The organism is Pontibacter sp. HSC-14F20, from assembly GCF_019599265.1.
Taxonomy (GTDB): Bacteria; Bacteroidota; Bacteroidia; order Cytophagales; family Hymenobacteraceae; genus Pontibacter.
On the sequence record NZ_JAHZTC010000005.1, the window covers coordinates 161,505 to 181,652 of the forward strand.

General features: G+C 37.9%; 11 protein-coding genes. 10 read left to right on the forward strand and 1 reads right to left on the reverse strand.

The window, feature by feature from the left end; translation table 11 throughout:
- Window positions 1-10: 10 nt before the first annotated feature.
- From K3G39_RS06890 to K3G39_RS06925, 8 genes are all read left to right on the forward strand, one after another.
- Complete coding sequence (locus K3G39_RS06890) at window positions 11-901, forward strand: Dna2/Cas4 domain-containing protein (RefSeq protein WP_220625445.1); 891 nt, start codon at window positions 11-13, stop codon at window positions 899-901.
- 113 nt (window positions 902-1,014) lie between these two features.
- Window positions 1,015-3,441, forward strand: coding sequence for an Hsp70 family protein (locus K3G39_RS06895; protein ID WP_220625446.1), 2,427 nt, complete (start codon window positions 1,015-1,017; stop codon window positions 3,439-3,441).
- A 10-nt stretch (window positions 3,442-3,451) separates the two neighbouring features.
- Complete coding sequence (locus tag K3G39_RS06900) at window positions 3,452-4,624, forward strand: 3'-5' exonuclease (RefSeq protein WP_220625447.1); 1,173 nt, start codon at window positions 3,452-3,454, stop codon at window positions 4,622-4,624.
- A gap of 10 nt (window positions 4,625-4,634) precedes the next feature.
- Window positions 4,635-6,365: a hypothetical protein gene (locus tag K3G39_RS06905; RefSeq protein ID WP_220625448.1), complete on the forward strand. Its 1,731-nt coding sequence runs from the start codon at window positions 4,635-4,637 to the stop codon at window positions 6,363-6,365.
- A 23-nt stretch (window positions 6,366-6,388) separates the two neighbouring features.
- Entirely contained in the window at window positions 6,389-7,084 is a 696-nt protein-coding gene (locus K3G39_RS06910) for a hypothetical protein (RefSeq protein ID WP_220625449.1), read from the forward strand.
- A gap of 33 nt (window positions 7,085-7,117) precedes the next feature.
- The gene (locus K3G39_RS06915) at window positions 7,118-10,021 is read left to right on the forward strand and encodes an SNF2-related protein (RefSeq protein ID WP_255594086.1); all 2,904 of its coding nucleotides are present in this window, start codon (window positions 7,118-7,120) and stop codon (window positions 10,019-10,021) included.
- Between the two features lie 9 nt (window positions 10,022-10,030).
- Window positions 10,031-13,081, forward strand: coding sequence for a DNA methyltransferase (locus K3G39_RS06920; protein WP_220625450.1), 3,051 nt, complete (start codon window positions 10,031-10,033; stop codon window positions 13,079-13,081).
- A gap of 9 nt (window positions 13,082-13,090) precedes the next feature.
- Window positions 13,091-16,270 carry a DEAD/DEAH box helicase family protein gene (locus tag K3G39_RS06925; RefSeq protein WP_220625451.1) on the forward strand — a complete coding sequence of 1,060 codons (3,180 nt, stop codon included), beginning with the start codon at window positions 13,091-13,093 and terminating at the stop codon, window positions 16,268-16,270.
- Window positions 16,271-16,314: 44 nt separating this feature from the next.
- Here K3G39_RS06925 and K3G39_RS06930 read toward each other — a convergent pair whose 3' ends face one another.
- On the reverse strand, window positions 16,315-17,712 hold the full coding sequence (locus K3G39_RS06930; protein ID WP_220625452.1) for a HEPN domain-containing protein: 1,398 nt from the start codon (window positions 17,710-17,712) through the stop codon (window positions 16,315-16,317).
- 133 nt (window positions 17,713-17,845) lie between these two features.
- On the opposite strand from K3G39_RS06930, the gene K3G39_RS06935 reads away from it, so the two are divergent.
- Both K3G39_RS06935 and K3G39_RS06940 read left to right on the forward strand, forming a co-directional pair.
- The gene (locus tag K3G39_RS06935) at window positions 17,846-18,730 is read left to right on the forward strand and encodes a hypothetical protein (RefSeq protein WP_220625453.1); all 885 of its coding nucleotides are present in this window, start codon (window positions 17,846-17,848) and stop codon (window positions 18,728-18,730) included.
- A gap of 145 nt (window positions 18,731-18,875) precedes the next feature.
- On the forward strand, window positions 18,876-19,898 hold the full coding sequence (locus K3G39_RS06940; protein WP_220625454.1) for a hypothetical protein: 1,023 nt from the start codon (window positions 18,876-18,878) through the stop codon (window positions 19,896-19,898).
- The last annotated feature ends 250 nt before the right edge of the window (window positions 19,899-20,148 follow it).

Here is a 20,148-nt window from a genome sequence, read left to right on the forward strand (position 1 = left end):
TTAAAAGATAATGAGAGACTACTATGCCTATATGGATTTTGATGGCTATGCTAAGGCAGAAGAACAGTTAGCTGCTTATGATTTCCTAGGCTACATTGAAACCCTTAAGAAGGTAAAAGCAAAAGCCTTTGAATATGATGGTGATGCTATGGCTTTGATAAATTTCCATACTGGAATTCAGGATGAGCTTGAATCTATAAATTCATACTACAAGCTTTCGAAAAGCACTTATGTAAGAGGGAAACAATGCCATAAATCTCTATTTCTAAATAAAAATAGAAAGGAAGTTCGTGATCAATTAAGTGCTGAAACTAAATTACTATTTAAGAAGGGAAGGCATTTTGAAGATGAATTTAGAAACAAGCTTGGAGAAGGAGTTAATCTTAAAGATAAATTAGGACATGCTTTCAGCTATTACCCCTACTTTACAAAAAAGCTTATGCAACTGAAAAAAGAATTGGTTTTTGAGGCCGGTTTTACTTTCGAAGGCGTTTTGGTTCTGGTTGATGCTCTACAGAGAAATGATGACGGAAGCTACTCTGTTTATGAAATAAAGAACAGCTCTGAAATTAAGGAAGTACATTACTGGGATATGGCGATCCAGTACTATGTGCTTAAGGAGAATCTTAAAAAGATTAAGAATTTTAACTTAGTGTTCAATGAAGCCGGCACCCATAAAGTAGTTGATCTTAAAGCTGCGTTAGAGAAAAGAGTCAAATCTATCAAAGATGAATTAGTTGAATTTAAGGCTATTCTTAACTCAAACTTAGAGCCCGCCACCTCAATGGGAGACCATTGTAATTTTCCTTATAAATGCGACTTTACTGGCTACTGTAAAAAGAAAAGCGAGGGATCTTTTTTTGATAAATTATTAAACATCGTTCATAGAGGTTATAAATGATATAGACCCAACTATAATTAAATAAAATATCCTTATATAGGAATATGATTAGCCTATTCTTATCTTGTGTTGGTAAACTATAGAATCATTATAATAAGCTTTATAAACTTAATATGTCTACTGAAATCTCGGTACAAAACTTAGTACCTGTACTCCAAAATCCTCAGCTTGCTCAATCGAACACAGATCTATCGAATAAAACATTTATAGGCATTGACTTTGGCACATCTACTACAGTAGTTACTATCGCTACTCTCACTAATGCAGGTTCTGGTATCGACACAAAAGCAATTTGGTTAAATCAAAAATTGATAGACGGAAGAACTTCATCAGAAAGAATACCTACTGTTATTGCTTGGTATAATAATCAGCTGCTTATTGGGCAGGGTGCAGCTGATTTAAAGTATCTTCTAAAAAAGGGAGTTAATGTTTGGTATTCCTTTAAAATGGAATTAGGTGAAGATATTGGACCAAAGTACTTTAATAGCCAACTTAACAAAGGCAGTAAATACACGATTTACACCCCTAAAGATGCAGCTAAAATCTTTTTTAAGTTTATCAAAGCACAAATCGATCATTATATAGAAAAACACAACTTACCCACTAATTTGCACTTTGCAGTTAGTATACCAGCTTCTTTTGAAGCAAATCAAAGAAAAGAGTTAGTACAGGCACTAGAACAGAATGGTATTGCAATAAATAAACAAGCCCTTATAGATGAGCCTAATGCTGCTTTCTTAAGTTATGTACAACAATCATCCAAGTTAGGAAATGCTTTAAAGCTCCCTGACAGCTACAACCTTAACACTTTAGTATTTGATTTTGGCGCCGGGACTTGCGATGTATCTGTATTAGAAGTTGGCAAAGATCATAAAGGGGTTTATTCTAAAAATCTATCTATTTCTAAATTTGAAAAACTTGGTGGCGATGATATTGATAGATACATTGTATTAGAGTATCTGCTTCCTCAACTATACGAAGAAAATGGCTTTGATCAGGAGGATTTTAGAACCCCCGAGATCAATAAAAATTTCATCCCTAAGCTGATGAAAACAGCAGAAGAATTAAAAATTTCTATCTGCAACAAAATAGGCCTATTAATGCAAGATCGCATCTTGCCCTCTACGGCTGTTAGCTCAACATCAGTGTCATTGGGTTACACAATTGAAATTGATTCTAGGAAAGGAAAGCTAACATTAACCGAACCTAAATTAACTTACAAGCAGTTTGCTGATGTTATGGCTGTTTTTACAAAAACAGGTACTAAGACATCAACAAGAAAAGGGATTGGACAAGATGAATTTATCAGTATTTATAACCCTATCTACAGCGCATTAAATAAAGCAAATCTAGATAAGAAAGAAGTTGATTATGTACTCTTCATTGGTGGTAGCTCTAAAAACCCATACATACAAGCTTCTTTGAAAGAGTATTTCAAAGATTCTGACTTACTAATACCAAGCGACTTACAAACGCATGTGTCGGCAGGAGCCGCTATTCATTCGCTAGTTTATAATGGATTGAATAAAAACATTATTCAACCGATCACTAGCGAACCTCTTCTAGTTATAACTAAGGATGAAACTCCAAAAGTTATTCTAAGAGCTGGCACTTCAATTCCTTGCGACCTTATAGTTATAGATGATCTTGTAACCCATTCAGATGGGCAACAGGCCATTGAGCTTCCTATATGTCTTGGTAATATAAACAAGTTACTCTTCAATATTAAAATTGTTAGCCCTAACCAAGAAGGCTTCAAGAGGAACACACCGGTACGGCTTGAACTCGAGATTAATTCTGATAAACTTTTATTAGCAAGAGCATCTGCAGCTGGACAAACCTGTGAGGTTAAACCCATGAATCCTTTTGCTAACAAAGAACTCACTGCCGAGGAAAGGATTGTGCTACAAGCGGAAAGGCAAGCCAATTTAGAAGCAGAGAAAAATGGAGGTAAACCTACAGAAAAAGGTCTAAGAGAACTAGTTAAAGCATACGAAAAAGTTGAAAGTTATTTAAGGGCTGCTGAGACACTTGAGCTTCTAAATGAATTATACCCTAAGAACTACAACTATAATCATATTGGCGTGCTTTTCTCAATGGCTGGCCATGAGGAAAAGTCTCTGGAATACTATGAGCTAGGCTATCAAAATGCTAAAAATGCTAAAGCGGCTTTTAACTATGCTTATAAATTAAAGTATAAAAATCCTCAGAAGTCGAAAGAACTACTGCAAGAAGCCCTAAACATAGATCCAGAAGACCCACATTGCTGTTATGAACTAGGTTCTTGGTACAAAAAAGAAGGTAACCCTGAGGGTGTAGATATGATCAGGAGAGCTTTCGAAACTTGGAAAAAAGAATTTGAATCAAATCAATTATCAAAAACTAATCATAGTTGGTTATCGTCAGCTGCAGAGAAATTAGGTATGAGAGCCTTTGCACAGCAAGTTAGAGAAGCAACTCCCCGCTTTGAAGGAGATAACCTGTACAATTCAGAAAATCTTACACAAACAATTATAGAAGGCGGACTTATTAAAGCTTAAAAACAGAATTATGGCCTGGATGATTAGAGAAGACCAGTTAGATCCCGATCAGAGGGACTTTGTAAATACTGAGTCAAAAAAAGTAGGTAACATATGGATTAAAGGATTTGCTGGAAGTGGTAAGTCTGTTTTACTTGTACATTCGTTACGGGATATTCTAATAAAAGAGCCAAATGCAAAGGTGGCTATTATTGTTTTCACTCACTCTTTAAAAGACATGTTTGGAGCCGGTTTAAAGGAACTTGGTATTTATGAAAAGGCTCCAGTAATGACTTATTATGACTTTGTAAGGGGAACAGCAACTTACGACTATGTTTTTTGTGATGAGGTACAGGATCTACCTGCCCGTGTACTCTATGCAATGAAAGCGAGAGCCAAAAAGGTGATAGTTGCTGGCGATTCTAATCAATCTATTTATGATAAAGACCCGCAATGGAGAGATGACACTGTTGATCCTGAAATTATCGGAGACCTCATTAACGCCCGTCCTTTCCTGCTTAATACAATACATAGATTAACTCAATCTATCATCTCAGCTGTTCAGAAGATATTGCCATCCATGAATATCTGGGGAGCCAAAAGAGATCTTACTAAAATAGATGTCAATATTAGAGTCTGCGAGGCAAATTCTGTTGAGGAAGAAGTAGCGTACATTTACCAGGAAGCCAGAAAGGGTGCCAATGTTGGCGACACCTGTGCTATTCTGCTTCCAACATCAAAGTTGGTTCTGAAGTTTGTGAATACTCTTCTTGAAAATGAAGATTGTGACTCATGGGAAACAGAATACAATTACTGGAGAAAGCCTGATTATGGCAAAATGAATAACTACCTTAAGGCTAACGGAATTAAAGCACAGTACATTGGCAGCAACTATGGTTCTTTGAAAGATGCAGAAGCTAGTAAGGACATCATTATCATGACATATCATAGTGCCAAAGGATTAGATTTTGATAATGTCTTTATTCCCTTTGCCAACGATGACCTTTATATAAGTAAAGACAATGAGGAAACTCTATTTATGGTGGCAATGACTCGTAGCCGAAAGAATTTATACTTTACCTTTGAAGGCTACACACATGATTTAGTTGATCGTTTTATTGCTGATTGCACTTATATCAATATAGAAGAATATCTTGGTCCTAGAGAGGACATTGATGAAGATGACGATGACTTCGTATTTTAATTTTTAGAACATGAATCATTATTTGGCGCCTGTACTAAGGCAACAGTTTAATTTATATTACAGGTTTGGCTACACTTTTATTCCTAATGCTCTACTCATCCCCTTTGATGGAGTAGTAGGTCAAACACAGGTAAATGAGGTATTAAAATTCCTTTTACAAGTTACGCCCTTCGAATACGATGAAGAGTATGTAATACTTCACGTTCAAAGTGAAGGTGAAGCTATAGGTGGTAATATTAAATTTGATATTCAGCAGCTTACATCTGTATATCCGCTTTCTCAGCAGGCTAAAGCTTCAATTGCACAAAAAATTGACCAGCGTATAACGTTAGGTAATCCTCTTTTTGAATCTAGCCTTGCTAAAGTTGAAGACACAATTCAAAAAGAGGAAACCATAAAGGGTATTGAAGCCCTTTGGAGCATTTTTTTAGAAAACGACACAGAAAAAGATAAGTATATCACACTTTTGGATTTAGATTGCATACTAAATGCGCTAAGTCTGAGAAGTAAGGGCAGAAAGCCTTCTGACCTAAAAGATGAAAGTTATTTAGCCTATCTATTAACCTACGAGCGATATGGCTATTTTCCTAAAGAAGGTATCGGGTACTTTTATGATGCAGGGCAAATCTTTGCTCACTCCATAAACAAACCTTTTGAGGGCGGAAAGCTACACAGTCTGCTTAATCAAATTTATAAAGAAAGAAGTACTGCAGGTTTTGATAAAGTAGTATCTAAAATTGAAAATGAGCCGTTAGCTGCACCTTATAAATCTATGAATACGGTAGATGGAATAAGGCAATATGTACTCACCCCTCTTTTTCTTTTACTAAAAGACCACATTAGAAATGCAGATAGCTTCTCAGCTGTGAAAGATTCAAACTTCTTCACACATGCAAGAGAAAACTTCAATGCTGAATTCAAAGCAGCTATTATTCTTTTAGGAGCTTTTTTCAAGTTCAAAGCTTTTTATGATGAATACTATAATATCGTTAATCTAGACATTTATCAGGCTCAGCCACTGTTACCACCAGTAATAAAAGAAAGCATCAAGCAAACCCAGGTTGAGGCTATAACGGCAACGGAGCAAGAAACAGAGAATCAAACGACGACCGAAACTTCGGAACAATTAGAGCCGTCAGAAAAACTCTCTGCTACAGAAGCACCGGATGTTCAACATCTACAGATAGAATCTACAGAGGTTCTATCTGTAGAAGAACCTACTTCTGATGTAGTACCGGATCCATTACAAAGTGAAGCTTCTACTGATTCAATAGATTCACGTGTAACTTTTGAAGCTAATATTACAGATGAAGCTACTCCTGAAATTGTTAGTCAATCTGAAGAAGCAAAATCAGACATTTCTGAAATTAGAGAGAAAGAGACTGATGGTGCAAAAGATGCTGAAACACAGTTAGGCTTTAGCTTTATCAGCAAAGAACAAGATTCTCCTTCCAATTCATCTATAAGCAATGTTGAATTAACTACAAATGATGCAGTCCCTTCTAACTCAACAGATCCGATACAGGAAGAAGGCAATAATGAAAGAATTGAGCCTATTGCCGAGCCTGATATAAAGAAACCCAAAAAACTTCGCGCCAAGTCTACCAAAAGTAAAAAGAAGTTGAAGGCTGAAGTTACCCTTTTAACTTCAGATACTAAAGACGATAACGGAGTTACTCCGGGAGAAACCGTTGATTTAACTATTGAGAAAGATACAAAGGCGACATCAGTTAAGGAATAACTTTTGACTACTGTTAAAACTGCATGAACAAATTAGAATACTTCCTTAGCCTAGCACAAACATTGGCAAACGGCGTTAATACAGCCGAAAATGAAAATGACACCAGGCTTTTCACCAATATTTTTCGGTTATATGTTAACAACCGATTACCAATAGGTCCAGCTGTTGTAAGACGTAGTGAAATAGAGATTACAAAAAGTAGCCTGGAACTACTGTTAAAATATTCTGGGTGCGAAGGTGCTAATAGTTTGCTAAGAGAGTTCACTCGTCAGGCTCGCCCTGAGCATTTACCAGCTTATGCACTTATCCTAAAAAGTATAAACCCCAATACTCTTGATGAACAGTTGTTGCTTCGTCTCACAAGAAGCTTACGCCAGGCAACAAGCCAGCAACCAGAAAAAGCTAAACTCATAATTGAGCTACTATTTGGTAGCATAGAACCTACTATACATTCCTTAAATGATTACGAAGTATTAGAGCAGGAGGCGAATTGGTTATTAAATAATACAAATTTTGAGATTTGTATAATGCTAGCTAAAGCGCTGTACTTTCGGCATAGAAGAGATAGCAGACGAATTCATCGAGGTAATATAAACCCTGCGGCTGTCTCTTTTTATGAAAGAGTACTGCCGCAAATAGCTCAATATGTAGAGCGGCATCCTGAAGTTAGAGAAAACAGATATTTCCGAGGCCTCTTGCAAGAAGCTCAGGTGATATAAGATGCCAATAAGCTAACCTAAGTTTTATTTCTTTTGAGCAAGAAGCTTCTTTTGAAAAGTAACTTCTTGCTCAAATATCTTTACCGTATGAATTTAACAGCACACCAGGCTCAGTATATCGCTTATGAGCTAACTAGACGCTTCCCGTCAGGCAGCTCTGAAAAATTTAATGCCGCCCTTCTCGATGCTCAGGTTGACTTGAACCCCCATCAAGTGGAGTCTGCTTTATTTGCCTTTAAGTCTCCCCTATCTAAGGGTGCTATACTGGCAGATGAGGTTGGTTTAGGTAAAACAATAGAGGCGGGTATACTATTATCTCAGCTTTGGGCCGAGAAAAGAAGAAAGCTATTAATCATTTGCCCTGCCAACCTGCGAAAACAATGGAGCCAGGAGCTTTGGGAAAAGTTCTTTCTAGAATCGACTATTCTAGAAAGAAAAAGTTTTAATGAGTTTAGAAAAGCTGGCAAAAAGAACCCATTCGAGCAAGCTAAAATAGTTATATGCTCTTACCAATTTGCCAGAGCAAAGGCTGATCTAATGCAATTAGTTTCCTGGGACTTAGCCGTAATCGACGAAGCTCATCGGCTAAGAAATGTATATAGACCCAGCAATAAGATTGGGAAAGCCATAAAAGAAGCACTCTCACACTCAAGAAAAGCACTTCTTACAGCTACTCCCCTACAGAACTCTTTGAATGAGCTTTATGGCTTGGTAAGTATTATTGACGAGCATACTTTTGGCGATATAAAGATTTTTAAAAGCCAATTTGCCAGAGCTGTAGATGGAGATAATTACCAAGACCTGCGCGATAGGCTTAAATCTGTTTGTATAAGAAACCTTAGAAGGCAGGTACAGGAGTATATCCGCTATACCAGTAGGATTCCGTTAACCATAAGATTTGAGCCAACTCCACAAGAGCATAAGCTTTACGAAGAAGTTAGCAGGTATCTGCAAAGAGACTTGATTTATGCTTTACCAGCAAGCCAACGTCACTTAATGACTCTTATCCTGCGCAAGCTATTGGCCTCTTCTTCCTATGCAATTGCTGGCACTTTAAACGGCTTAATTAAGAAGCTTAACCAAGCTATTGTAGATCATCAGCGATTAAGTATGGCCGATGAGATTACAGAAGATTATGAGCTTTTTGAAGAGCAGGATGAAGAATGGAATGAAGATGATGAGCAAGAGGAAAGCCAACTAACTGAAGAGGACATTAAAGCTATAAAGCTTGAAATTCAGGAATTGGAAAGATACCGTGATTTAGCGGAGTCTATCAAGCAAAACGCTAAAGGAGAAAAGCTGATTACTGCCTTAAAAGAAGGATTTGCAAAAATGGACAAAGAGGCAAATCAGAAGGCTATCATCTTTACAGAATCTACCAGAACGCAGAACTATCTCTTCAACTTACTTAGCCAGCACTATCCAGGAAAGGTGGTTTTGTTTAACGGCTCTAACAATGATGAGCTGTCAAACAAGATCTACAAGAGTTGGCTGAGCAAATATAGCGGTACAGATAAAGTATCAGGTTCCCCAACAGCAGACAAACGTGCTGCCTTGGTAGATCATTTCCGCAACGAGGCAACCGTTATGATTGCCACAGAAGCTGCTTCTGAAGGTATAAACTTACAGTTCTGCTCATTGCTCATTAACTACGACTTACCCTGGAACCCCCAGCGAATTGAGCAGCGCATAGGAAGATGCCACAGATATGGACAGAAGTATGATGTAGTAGTGGTTAACTTTCTGAATGTTAAAAATGCAGCAGACATGCGTGTTTTCCAGCTGCTGGACGAAAAGTTTAAGTTGTTTAGCGGGGTATTTGGAGCCAGCGATGATGTTTTAGGAAGTATCGAATCCGGAGTAGATTTTGAGAAGCGCATTGCCGAGATTTACAGAAAGTATAGAAGCGAAGCTGAAATAGTAGAACAGTTTGACCTGCTTCAGAAAGAGCTGGATGAGCAGATTAATAGTAAGATGCTCTCTACGCGGGAGAAGCTATTAGCGAACTTTGATGAGGAAGTTGTTGAAAAGCTAAAGCTAAGGTTAACAGAGAGCCGTGAATATCTGAATAAGTATGAGCAATGGCTTTGGGCAATTACAAAGTATGAGCTTAACCATCATGCAAACTTTAACGATGGCAGCCTGAGCTTTCAGTTAAAGAGCCAACCATATGAAGGGTTTCACTTCCCGAAAGAGCCTTTTAGGTTAAGTAAGCAGTACACCGAAGCTCATGTGTACCGCATGGGTCACCCGCTGGCGCAAAAGATTATTGAAAGCATAAAAGAGAAGCAGCTCACATCAGCTTCCTTAACCTTCGATTTAACAGGCTACGAAGGAAATGTGAGCATACTAGAAGAGCTTAAGGGGAAATCCGGTTGGCTAAGCACAATCTCCGTAAGCGTGGATTCTTTCGAAGCCTCTGACTACTTGCTAGCCTTTGGCGCTACAAACAACAATATGCAGCTATCTGAGGACCAGGCTAAGCGCCTGCTCATGCTTCCAGTAAAAGAAGCTCATGTTAATGGTAGTATACTGGATACTGCTGGTGTAAGCAGCGCTGAAAAACTGCACCTGGACTCGCTACTAAAAAGCATCGCAGAGAAAGACAGCACCTACTTAAGGCTGGAAACCGAGAAGTTAAACAAGTGGGCTGAGGATAGAATAACAGCAGCTGAACTGGCTATAAAAGAGACCAAGGCCAGAATAAAAGAGTTAACAAGGGAGTCTCAGAATACAACAGACCCTACTGCCCAACTTAAAATTCAGCAGCAGTTACAAGAGCTATCCAAAAAACAGCGAAAACAAAGACAGGAAATTTTTACAGTAGAAGATGAAATTGCTGACATGCGCGATCAAATGATTGAGGATATTCAGAAACGCATGAAGCAGGAAATATCAAAACATAAGTTATTTACCATTAACTGGAAATTAGTTTAAGAACGCATAATGACGAACTACGACAAACTTATCGCTACCCTTGAGGAGATTTTTATGCTGGATAAAGCCGAATTGGACTTTGGCATTTACCGCATCATGAACCAAAAGCGAGAAGATATTACCAAATTTCTGAAGCATGACCTGGTACCACAGGTAAAGCAAGTTTTAACAGAAAACCTATCAGTAGATAAGCAAGTTATACAAAAGAAAATAGATGATGTTATTGAAGCATCTAAAGTCTCAGGGCATGATCCAGAAACATCACCTGTTGTACAGCAACTAAGAGCGAAATTAGGTGAAGCAGCTGATTTGGGAGGATTAGAGAATGAAGTATTTTCTTTATTAACTAACTTCTTTAAGCGCTACTTTGATAATGGCGACTTTATCTCAATGAGGCGCTATAAGAGGGACGTGTATGCCATACCTTACGAAGGTGAGGAAGTAAAGCTGCATTGGGCTAATGCTGATCAGTACTACATTAAAACAAGTGAGTACTTTAAAAACTATAGCTTTAAGCTAAGCGATGAAAAAAAGGTAACTTTTGAGCTTGTAGAGGCCAGTACCGAGCAAAACAACAATAAAGTACAGAAAGATAAAATAAGGCGCTTTAAACTTTATGAAGATAAGCCATTAGAGGTGCTTGAAGATGAGCTGAAGTTATACTTTACCTATGAGCCAGCTGATAAAAAAGTAAAACAAGATGGTTTGTTGTCTAAGGCATTTGATACGCTTACACCGCATATACCTGCTGATTTTACAGAACTGCTGACACTTAAACCAACTAAAGCAGACAAGAAAAGAACGCTACTGCAAAAGCACTTACAAGACTATACCGCCCGAAATACCTTTGATTATTTTATACACAAAGATTTAGGCGGTTTCCTGACCCGCGAACTGGACTTTTACATCAAAAATGAAGTACTGTTTATTGATGACTTAAACACGCGCGATGAGCAGGAGTTTCTGAAGCAGCTGAGCCAGATAAAAGCTATCAAAAAGATTGGTGAGAAAATCATTGCCTTTTTAGCGCAGCTCGAGAACTTCCAGAAGAAGCTATGGCTGAAGAAGAAGTTTGTAGTTGAAACCAACTACTGCATTACACTTGATCGTGTGCCTGAGGAGCTTTATCCTGAAATAGCACAAAATGAAGCGCAAATTCAGGAGTGGATTAAGTTGTTTGCTATTGATAAAATTAAGGAGCAAAAGGCAAGTAGTTTATTTACGGAAGATAGAGTTGGATTTGCTATACCGTTAAGTGTGGATTTTCTGAAACAGAATCCTTACTTTGTTTTAGATACTGCATTTTTCAGCGAAACTTTCAAGTGGAACCTTATCTCTAACATTGAAAAGTTCGATGAGCAATGTGACGGTCTACTGATAAATTCAGAGAACTTCCAAGCACTTGAAGTTTTAAAAGATCGATTCAAAGAAAAAGTAAAGTGCTTATATCTTGATCCGCCATATAATACTGGGGCAGATGATTTCATATATAAAGATGATTACCAACATAGTAGTTGGTTAAGTATGATGTCTGATAGATTACTTCAGTCAACTTCATTTATTAAACCTGAAGGCACTATAGCAATAAGTATAGACCTAAAAGAAGTTGATAAAACTATAGCATTGTTAGACACCATTTATGGTGAGGAAAATCGAAAAAGCTCAATAACAGTAAAACGAGGTTCTGTTACAGGTGCTAAAGTCATTAATCCTGGAGTAGTCAATGTAAGTGAATATGTTATCGCATACTCTTCCGATGAGAAATATTGGAGTCCAGAAAAAGCCTTTAGAGAAAAAGGTTATGACTCAAGATATGGTACGATGATAAAAAACATTGAAGCTCCATTTGAAAATTGGCAGTTTGAAAGTGTTTTAGATGCATTTGCAAAAGAGAAGCAAATAAAGAAATCAAAATTAAAGAAAGAGTTAGGAGAAGATTATGATACCGAACTCTTAAGTTTTGTGATTAGAAATGCTTCTAAAGTAATTCGTTTAGCTAGTCTTGATGAAAACAGCATCAGTTCGGATGCTATCGAACTAAAAAATCAATCAAAATCTAATCCAGATAAAATTTATCATTTAGAACGAGAAGACAGGAATGACTACTACATTTTGAATGGAAATGCAATTCTTTTCTATAAAGATAGATTAATCGATATTGGAGGACGCTTAGTTCCTGGAGAACCTGTATCCGACATCTGGGATGATGTGCTACCTAATGATCTTCATAATGAAGGTGGTGTTAGTTTAAGAAAAGGTAAAAAACCAGAAAGACTAATTCACAGGATAGTTGAAATGAGTTCAAAGCGGGGGGAACTTGTAATGGATTTCTTTGCAGGTAGTGCTACAAGTTGTGCAGTAGCTCAAAAGTCTAATCGAAAGTGGATAGGTGTTGAACAAGGTAGTTATTTTGACCAAATAACTTTGAAGAGGATGAAGAATACTCTTTATGGTGATAAGTCAGGTGTAACAAACGATACAAAATGGCAAGGTGGGGGATTCTTTAAGTATATCCGCTTAGAAAGTTATGAAGATACACTTAATAATCTTCAACTGAATCTAACAGACCAGCAGCAGCAAGCTTTAGAAATTAACCCATCTTTTAAAGAAGGCTATACACTTAACTATATGCTGGATGTAGAAACTCAAGATAGCTTATTAAATTTAAAGTGGTTTGAGAATCCATTTGACTGCAAACTAGATGTAACTCGCAATAATGGAAAAAGGCCTACTAAAGTTGATTTAGTTGAGACATTTAACTATCTAATAGGTCTCATAGTAGAAAGCTATGCTGCGCCTAAAGATGGTTATGTAGTGATAACAGGCAAAAGCTTAACTGGCGAGAAAATATTAGTAGTGTGGCGCGATTGCACCAAACATGATAACAAGGCGCTAAATGATTTCCTCAAAAAAAGCCATTACAATCCGCTTGATAGTGAGTTTGATCGCATTTATGTGAACGGTGACAATAATGTTGAAAATCTGAAAGCAGGCGACGAGCGTTGGAAAGTAGTGTTGATAGAGGAAGAGTTTAAGAAAAGAATGTTTGAGAACGCCTAAACTACTGCTATGCCGAGATTATCAGATTCCCTTGTCTTAAACAAGTATATACTAAGCCTTTTTGGGTCAACAGATTTAGAGGCATTATCCCAGCATTTAAAAGACTCCGCACTTGAAGGCTACGATGAAAACAATATCTCCCGTTTTCATCATGCATTGGTGGTACACCTTTTCGGTAACGAAAACCTGCCTAAAGAGTTATTACTGCAATACGACCAAAACATCTATTCGCATACACAAGCAATAAGTCAGAAGCGGGAAGAACCTATAAAATGGAAGTACTTCCAGTACTTGGCCTTACTATTTACAGAAATCTACCTGGACAAGTACTTTACCGATAGCGAAGCGCTTAGGAAAGAGCTTAATAAGTTTAAAGAAGAGAAAAATAGCAGCAATGGAAACGATTTTGCAGCTATCCCAGACTATGAGCTTTTACAGGATCAAAACGACCTGAACAAGCTCGCCTACTGGAATGCAACAGGCTCTGGCAAAACCTTATTAATGCACATTAATATTTTGCAATACCAGCACTATCTGAAGAAGCATAATAAAGCCAGAAACCTTAACCGTATTATTGTTCTCACTCCTAACGAAGGCCTGTCCAAACAGCACCTGAAAGAGTTTGCTCAGTCAGGTATGGAGGCCGAGCTATTTGACAAAAGCGGCGGAGCATTATTTATAGGTCAGAAAATAGAGATTATAGATATTCATAAACTGGAAGAAACGTCTGGCGACAAAACAGTTGCAGTAGAGTCTTTTGAGGGTAATAATCTGGTACTAGTAGATGAAGGCCACAGAGGAGCGAGTGGCGACAGCTGGAAAGACAAGCGAAACAGGCTGTGTGAATCAGGCTTTTCTTTCGAGTACTCAGCTACTTTTGGACAAGCTGTACATGCATTAACTGGAGCCAAGCAAAAGGCTCTACTAAGCGAGTATGGTAAAGCTACCTTATTCGATTACTCCTATCGCTATTTTTACAAGGATGGGTACGGCAAGGATTACCAGATATTAAACCTAGATGAGGAATGGGAAGAGAAGGGTTACGTGCGGTTATACTTAACGGCTTCCCTTCTCTCCTTCTATGAGCAGCTTTTAGTTTATCGCGACAACAATCAGGAAATAGCTCCTTACCTGATCGATAAACCATTGGCCATTTTTGTTGGTGGTAAGGTTACCAAAAGTATTAACGCAACTACAGCATCTGATATAGTTGAGGTCTTAAGGTTCTTCGAGGTATTTGTAAAAAACGAAACTCAATCAATAGATTATATTCAGCGCATCTTAGATGACACAACAGGCCTGAACAACGAGCATGGGCAATCTATCTTCCGTAATGCTTTCCATGTAATTAGAGAAAGTCGTAAGCCAGCTGGCGCTGTGTACAAGGACGTATTAAAAGAAATATTTAACTCTGACGTGGCAGGCGCTTACCTTCACCTGGATAACCTAAAAGGGCAGGATGGTGAAATCGGCTTACGCATCGGCAATGCTGATTATTTCGGTGTGATAAACGTCGGTGACGATAAAGGCCTGCTAAAAATATGTGAGGAGAAGAAACTTTCTGTGTCAGAGAAAGCTTTTTCATCATCTCTCTTTCACGCCATCAACGATAAACAGAGTAAGGTTAACATCCTGATAGGCTCTAAGAAGTTCTCAGAGGGCTGGAGCAGCTGGCGTGTGAGTACCATGGGATTGCTTAACATTGGACGTGGCGAAGGTTCTGAAATTATTCAGCTGTTTGGCCGAGGCGTGCGCCTGAAAGGCTATAAATTTTCTCTTAAAAGAAGTACTGCCTTAGATCACAGCATGCGCCCAGAAAGTATACCTGCTGTTCTCCCTATTCTTGAAACACTCAATATATTCGGCCTTCGTGCAGACTACATGCAGCAGTTTAAAGATTACCTGGAGGAAGAAGGTTTACCGGCAGAGTCAGACTATGAGAAGATTTCATTTGATGTACTTCCAACCATCACTAATCTTTCTGAAAAGAACCTAAAATACATAAAAGTACAAGATGGATCAAACTTCAAGAAAGAAGCGCATGTGGATGCCACTCTAGCAGAAGGTGTGCCTCCTATAGTGTTAAACTGGTACCCGAAGGTACAAGTTCTGAAAAGCGCCAGAACCACAAACATTACGGAAGTAGTAGCTATAGAGGAAGGCAAACTAGAGGGTACGCACCTGGCCTTTTTAAACTGGACCCAGATTTACTTTGAGATACAAAAGTTTAAGAACGAACGTAGCTGGTACAACCTTAACTTATCTATCGATGAGCTTAAGAGTATTCTAGAGCAGCAAAACTGGTATACGCTCTTAATTCCTTCTGCGGAATTAGAGCTAAACGACTACAGAAAAGTAAGGATCTGGCAAGAACTTTCAACTGTACTACTTAAGGCATATATCGAAAGGCTTTATAACTATAAAAAGAGCGCCTTCTACAGCGAAAGAATAGAAGTCGCAACTCTGGACAATTCTCATCCTAATTTTGAGCAAGATTATAAGCTTTTAGTAAAGAGATCAGAAACTACTCTGATCGATAGAATCAAAGCATTAAGAAATATTGTACAAAGGAACGAGTTTAGTGAAAATTTCAATATTGCTGCGGATTTTGATGCGCTCTATTCTAACCTGCATCTTTACCAGCCATTAATTTCTGTTACAAATGGTAGCTATTCTGAAGTTGTTAAAATAAAGCCTGTAGCTCTGAACAAAGGAGAAAAACAGTTTGTGGAGGATTTAAAAGCTCATTTTGAAGCAGAAAATGACTTCTATGCTAATAAGCAGCTATACCTTCTGCGGAATATGAGCAAGAGAGGCATTGGCTTTTTTGAGGCTAATAATTTTTTCCCGGATTTTATACTTTGGTTAGTCGCAAATGGGAGACAGTATATTTCTTTTATAGATCCCAAAGGTTTACGCCAGATACAGGGCTTCGAAGATCCTAAAGTTAAGTTACATAAAACTATAAGGGAGACTATACAACCAAGACTGAACGACCCGGATATTATTTTAAATTCTTTTATTATCTCTAATACCCCGTACGGCCAACTAAGCTATTGGAAAGATCAGGAAGATATTGAGGACTTCAATTCAAATCATATTTTCTTTCAGGAAGAACAAAGCGAAACTTATATATCTAGCCTGTTGCAAGCTAGTCTTGCTATAGAACAGCAAGAGGAAGTTCAATAATATAGAAAAGGTGCCTATTCTTAATTTATAGGCACCTTTTCTGTTTACTTAAGAGCTAAGGCTCCAATATTTTCCAATAGTTCAGTATCCAATGGTACTCTATTATGTGCGTCATTTATTAGGCTGTCCATATCTTGGTACCAGTTGGCTTTGATAAAGTCTTCATAGTTGTGGTGCAGCTGGTGCATTTGCTGTAATGCCAACATTACTTGGTCAACCACTTTAAACAGTTCATTTACCTTCTCCCGCTCTATAGGCTTACCAGCATGCACAAATTCGCTCCGCAGCTTATACATTTCTGACATGGCATAGTAGTGTGGCTTAAACTCCACTCTTAACCGTTTAAAAGTAAGTATAGCCATGCGGTTCTTCAGCGTGTTAGATCTGGCTTCTTCCGTATCGGAGTTAAGCACCGCATCTAGGCCAGCCGTTAGGTTAATGAAAGCATCTGCTGATCGGTCGTCCTGCAAGTGTATAGCGGCCGTAGTAGCAAAAGATTTCAGTACATCGTGCAGGTGCAAGAACTCACTCTCGCCCCTTTGCTTCATTTCCTGATAGGCTTCAACAGCCTGGTTTACGTGCTCTATACTATGACGCCAACCATACTGTATCTGATGATTACATGTTTGGATTGGAATCATCCAGCCTTGGTCCGGTTTGCCAGTTATATGCGTAAACATGGTAAACTGTGTGCCATCGCCTAAGCCCATTTCATAGAAAATCCGCTTATCATAGAAGGCCATACCGAATGCCACAGCATCTGCCAGATCTTGGCTAAACTCGCTCCAAAATTGCTGCCACTTCAGTTCACTTAACGCTTCGAAGTATACATCATACACAAAGTCACGGTACCCGTCAGGAAGATATTTGTACAGCTCTAAAAGGTTAAACACCTTTATTTCCTGCCTATCACGGTGTATGGCTAGGAAATCTTCTACCACCAGCTCATTTAGCTTATTATACTTTATGTATCGCTCCCAATAATCGGTAGTAGGTATGTTACGTTTAATAATATTTTTAACATCCTGCGCCTTAAACTTACCGAACAGAAAGCGCTCCAGCTTCAAATACTCTTCTTCAGCATAGTGCAGCTTCATTGGAAACACCATCTGCAAATTTGCCTTTGTAAAACTCTTGGCAAGTTTGTCTGTAGCTGTGCGCGCGCTTTTGGTTGCGTTATAAATGCTCAGAAAAAAGAAAGTATACACCTGCGCCAACTGTTCGCTATACTCATGGCTGGCACTCAAATAGAATTGCTCTACATCTTTTAGATAATCGGCATAGGAATAGCCATCAATTTCTTTAGGGTAATACAGGGTAATAGATGGTCTTAAATGAGTTCCGTCATGCTCATCCCTTGCTGGCATCTTAGCTTCAAATTTCTTCAGGATGTAATCGGGTGTAAAGCTTGTTTGGATGCTTTGGAGGTAGGCTGTTTTCATCTGAGAATGCTTGAAAATTGATTATGATAGCTATAAGCAAGTGCTCTAAAACCTTTATTTTACTTCATAAATATACAGTATATTTAATACCTGTTATAAGGCAGGAATGTTCACCACCCTAAATTTGTTAACTATGCGACATCAGATAATTCATAGGTACATTTTAGAAAATGAAAATAGCATAGCTAAATATTACACATTTTATAAGAGAGATTCCCTTTGGCTTGATCTAGATCAATTAATAGATGGAGATGTCTATGATTCTGTTTTCATTGACAAAAAAGAAAAATACATCCACTTATCTTATAAGAATTGTGATGGGTGTGAAGTTGATGCGGTTATTGACATAAATGGTAACATAATACATAAAGATTTAGAATCTATTGATTATGTTATCAATGATTTAGAAAATGGAAGCGTTAAATTCAATTCATGCCAATCAAACTTTGTAAAAGACTTTCAATCTTCAGATTATGGATTAATTCATAGGATTGTAGTAGAAAATGAATTTAGTAAGCCTGAGCCTTACTTTTTTTTAAAAAGAGGGTACAAATGGCTCAATTTAAATCAATTGGTCGATGGAGATATTTGCGAAGCCAATTTTATTGGCAATACTGAAAGGTTTATACGTCTTTCTTACAAATACTGGAACGGGCATCTACTTGAATCAATTATTGACATCAAGGGCAATATAGTATATAGGGATATAGCTTGTATTATAGAGGTAGTTGATAAACATGATCTTTTTATTGTCCGATTTGATGCAGCTTATATGCACAAAGATTTCAGAAGTTATTATGAGCTATATAAGTACCATTATTACTATGCTGTAGTAGATGGAGATGGAGCCCTTAAAATTGCCCCTACTTTTGATGTAATAAGTTACGATGAGGAGTCTGAATGTTTTATTTATAGAGAATTTAGTAGCGGAGAGCAGTTAGAGGAACATGTAGATTTTGTTCTGAATAACGAACATTTCATCTTTGAACCTAGACCTTATATTGAAACTGACCTATAGTAAATCATTAATTCAGAAAGTTTTTGTTTTCAAACTTATCAGCTTGTACAATCATATTATTTTGTTGAAGGACTTAATTGCATAAATCTTATAGGCAAAATTTCAATTATCAAAATTTAAGTATAATAACCCTTAAATATCCCCCATGCCCCTTATCAACTTCATAGAGATTAAAACCAAGTCAGGTTACAGCGAGTTTGAACTACATACGGGAGATATTACTAACCTGGGCTTTGAAGTAGACCTAGTGGCTTTTTCGGCATATAAAGGCAGCTATGTACCAACGCCGGGTTCAGTAATCAGGTCGTTTTATGAGCAAGGTATAGATGTGGAAGCGTTGGCAGAAAAACCTTTGCTGGACCTGCGCGATAGCTTCGGCACCTGGGTTTCACAGCCTTTAGAAGTTCAGAATATCAAGAACCTGATCTGTCTTGAGATACGGGGTACGGGATTTACCTTTGAAGAAGCCATCCGTAATTTGTTCTCTGTTCTGTCCGTGCTGGAAATAAAAGGTTACCGTAACAAAACCATTGCTTTGCCCATGCTAGGCACCGGTAGCCAGCGCATCAACCCCAAAGAAATTGTGCCGATACTGGTTAACCAGGCATTGGACTTTCTGATGCACGCCCGCTACCTGAAGAAAGTTATTTTTGTGGTGCGGGACGAGGAGCAGGCAGAAGAACTGAACGAAGTAATGGATATGGTTTTAGGCCGTAGCAATGTACGCGTGCCACATGGCCCAATGATAGATGGTCTAAAGTCAGAGATACTTCGAGAGCTGGATAAGATAGAAGCTTTGGGAGTGGCAAATCATCTTGTTAAAGAGTTAAAACGCATCATATCAGGCGAGTGCAGGTCTTTTGACTTAGGCGTAAACTCCCGAAAAATGGTAGAGTTTATATTATCTGACATCTCACCTGAATATAGCCACGGCTATAGTTTGCTTCATAATATCCGATTATTAGACAATGTGGGTATAGCCAAGTGGGTGCAGAGTTACATGCATGTGCTACGTGAGTTCGGTAATGCAGAAGCTCATAGTGCCACAGCTGCAAAAAGAAACCCTGAAAATATGAGTGCCAAAGATCTGGAAGTATGTTTATTTTGTTTACAGCGGGTACTTGATTTCTATAATAGCTATAAAAGCCAGTTTCAATTCCTAAAATGATAAGCACAACAATACATACTATATCCCTCTAAAACCTACTATCAGCTATAGAGATTGAAAATACTTTTTATATAATCTTATATTTTTTAAAATTTATTTTTGATATATATTAAAAATAAATATATTTGCTCCTGAAATTCTAAACTTAGAAGACCTATCTAATATGATGTAGCCGATAATTAAAGTGTATTTGCACACAAGAGTTTAAATATTTCCAATTCCTAATAAGTTGCTCAAAGAGGTCAACGGG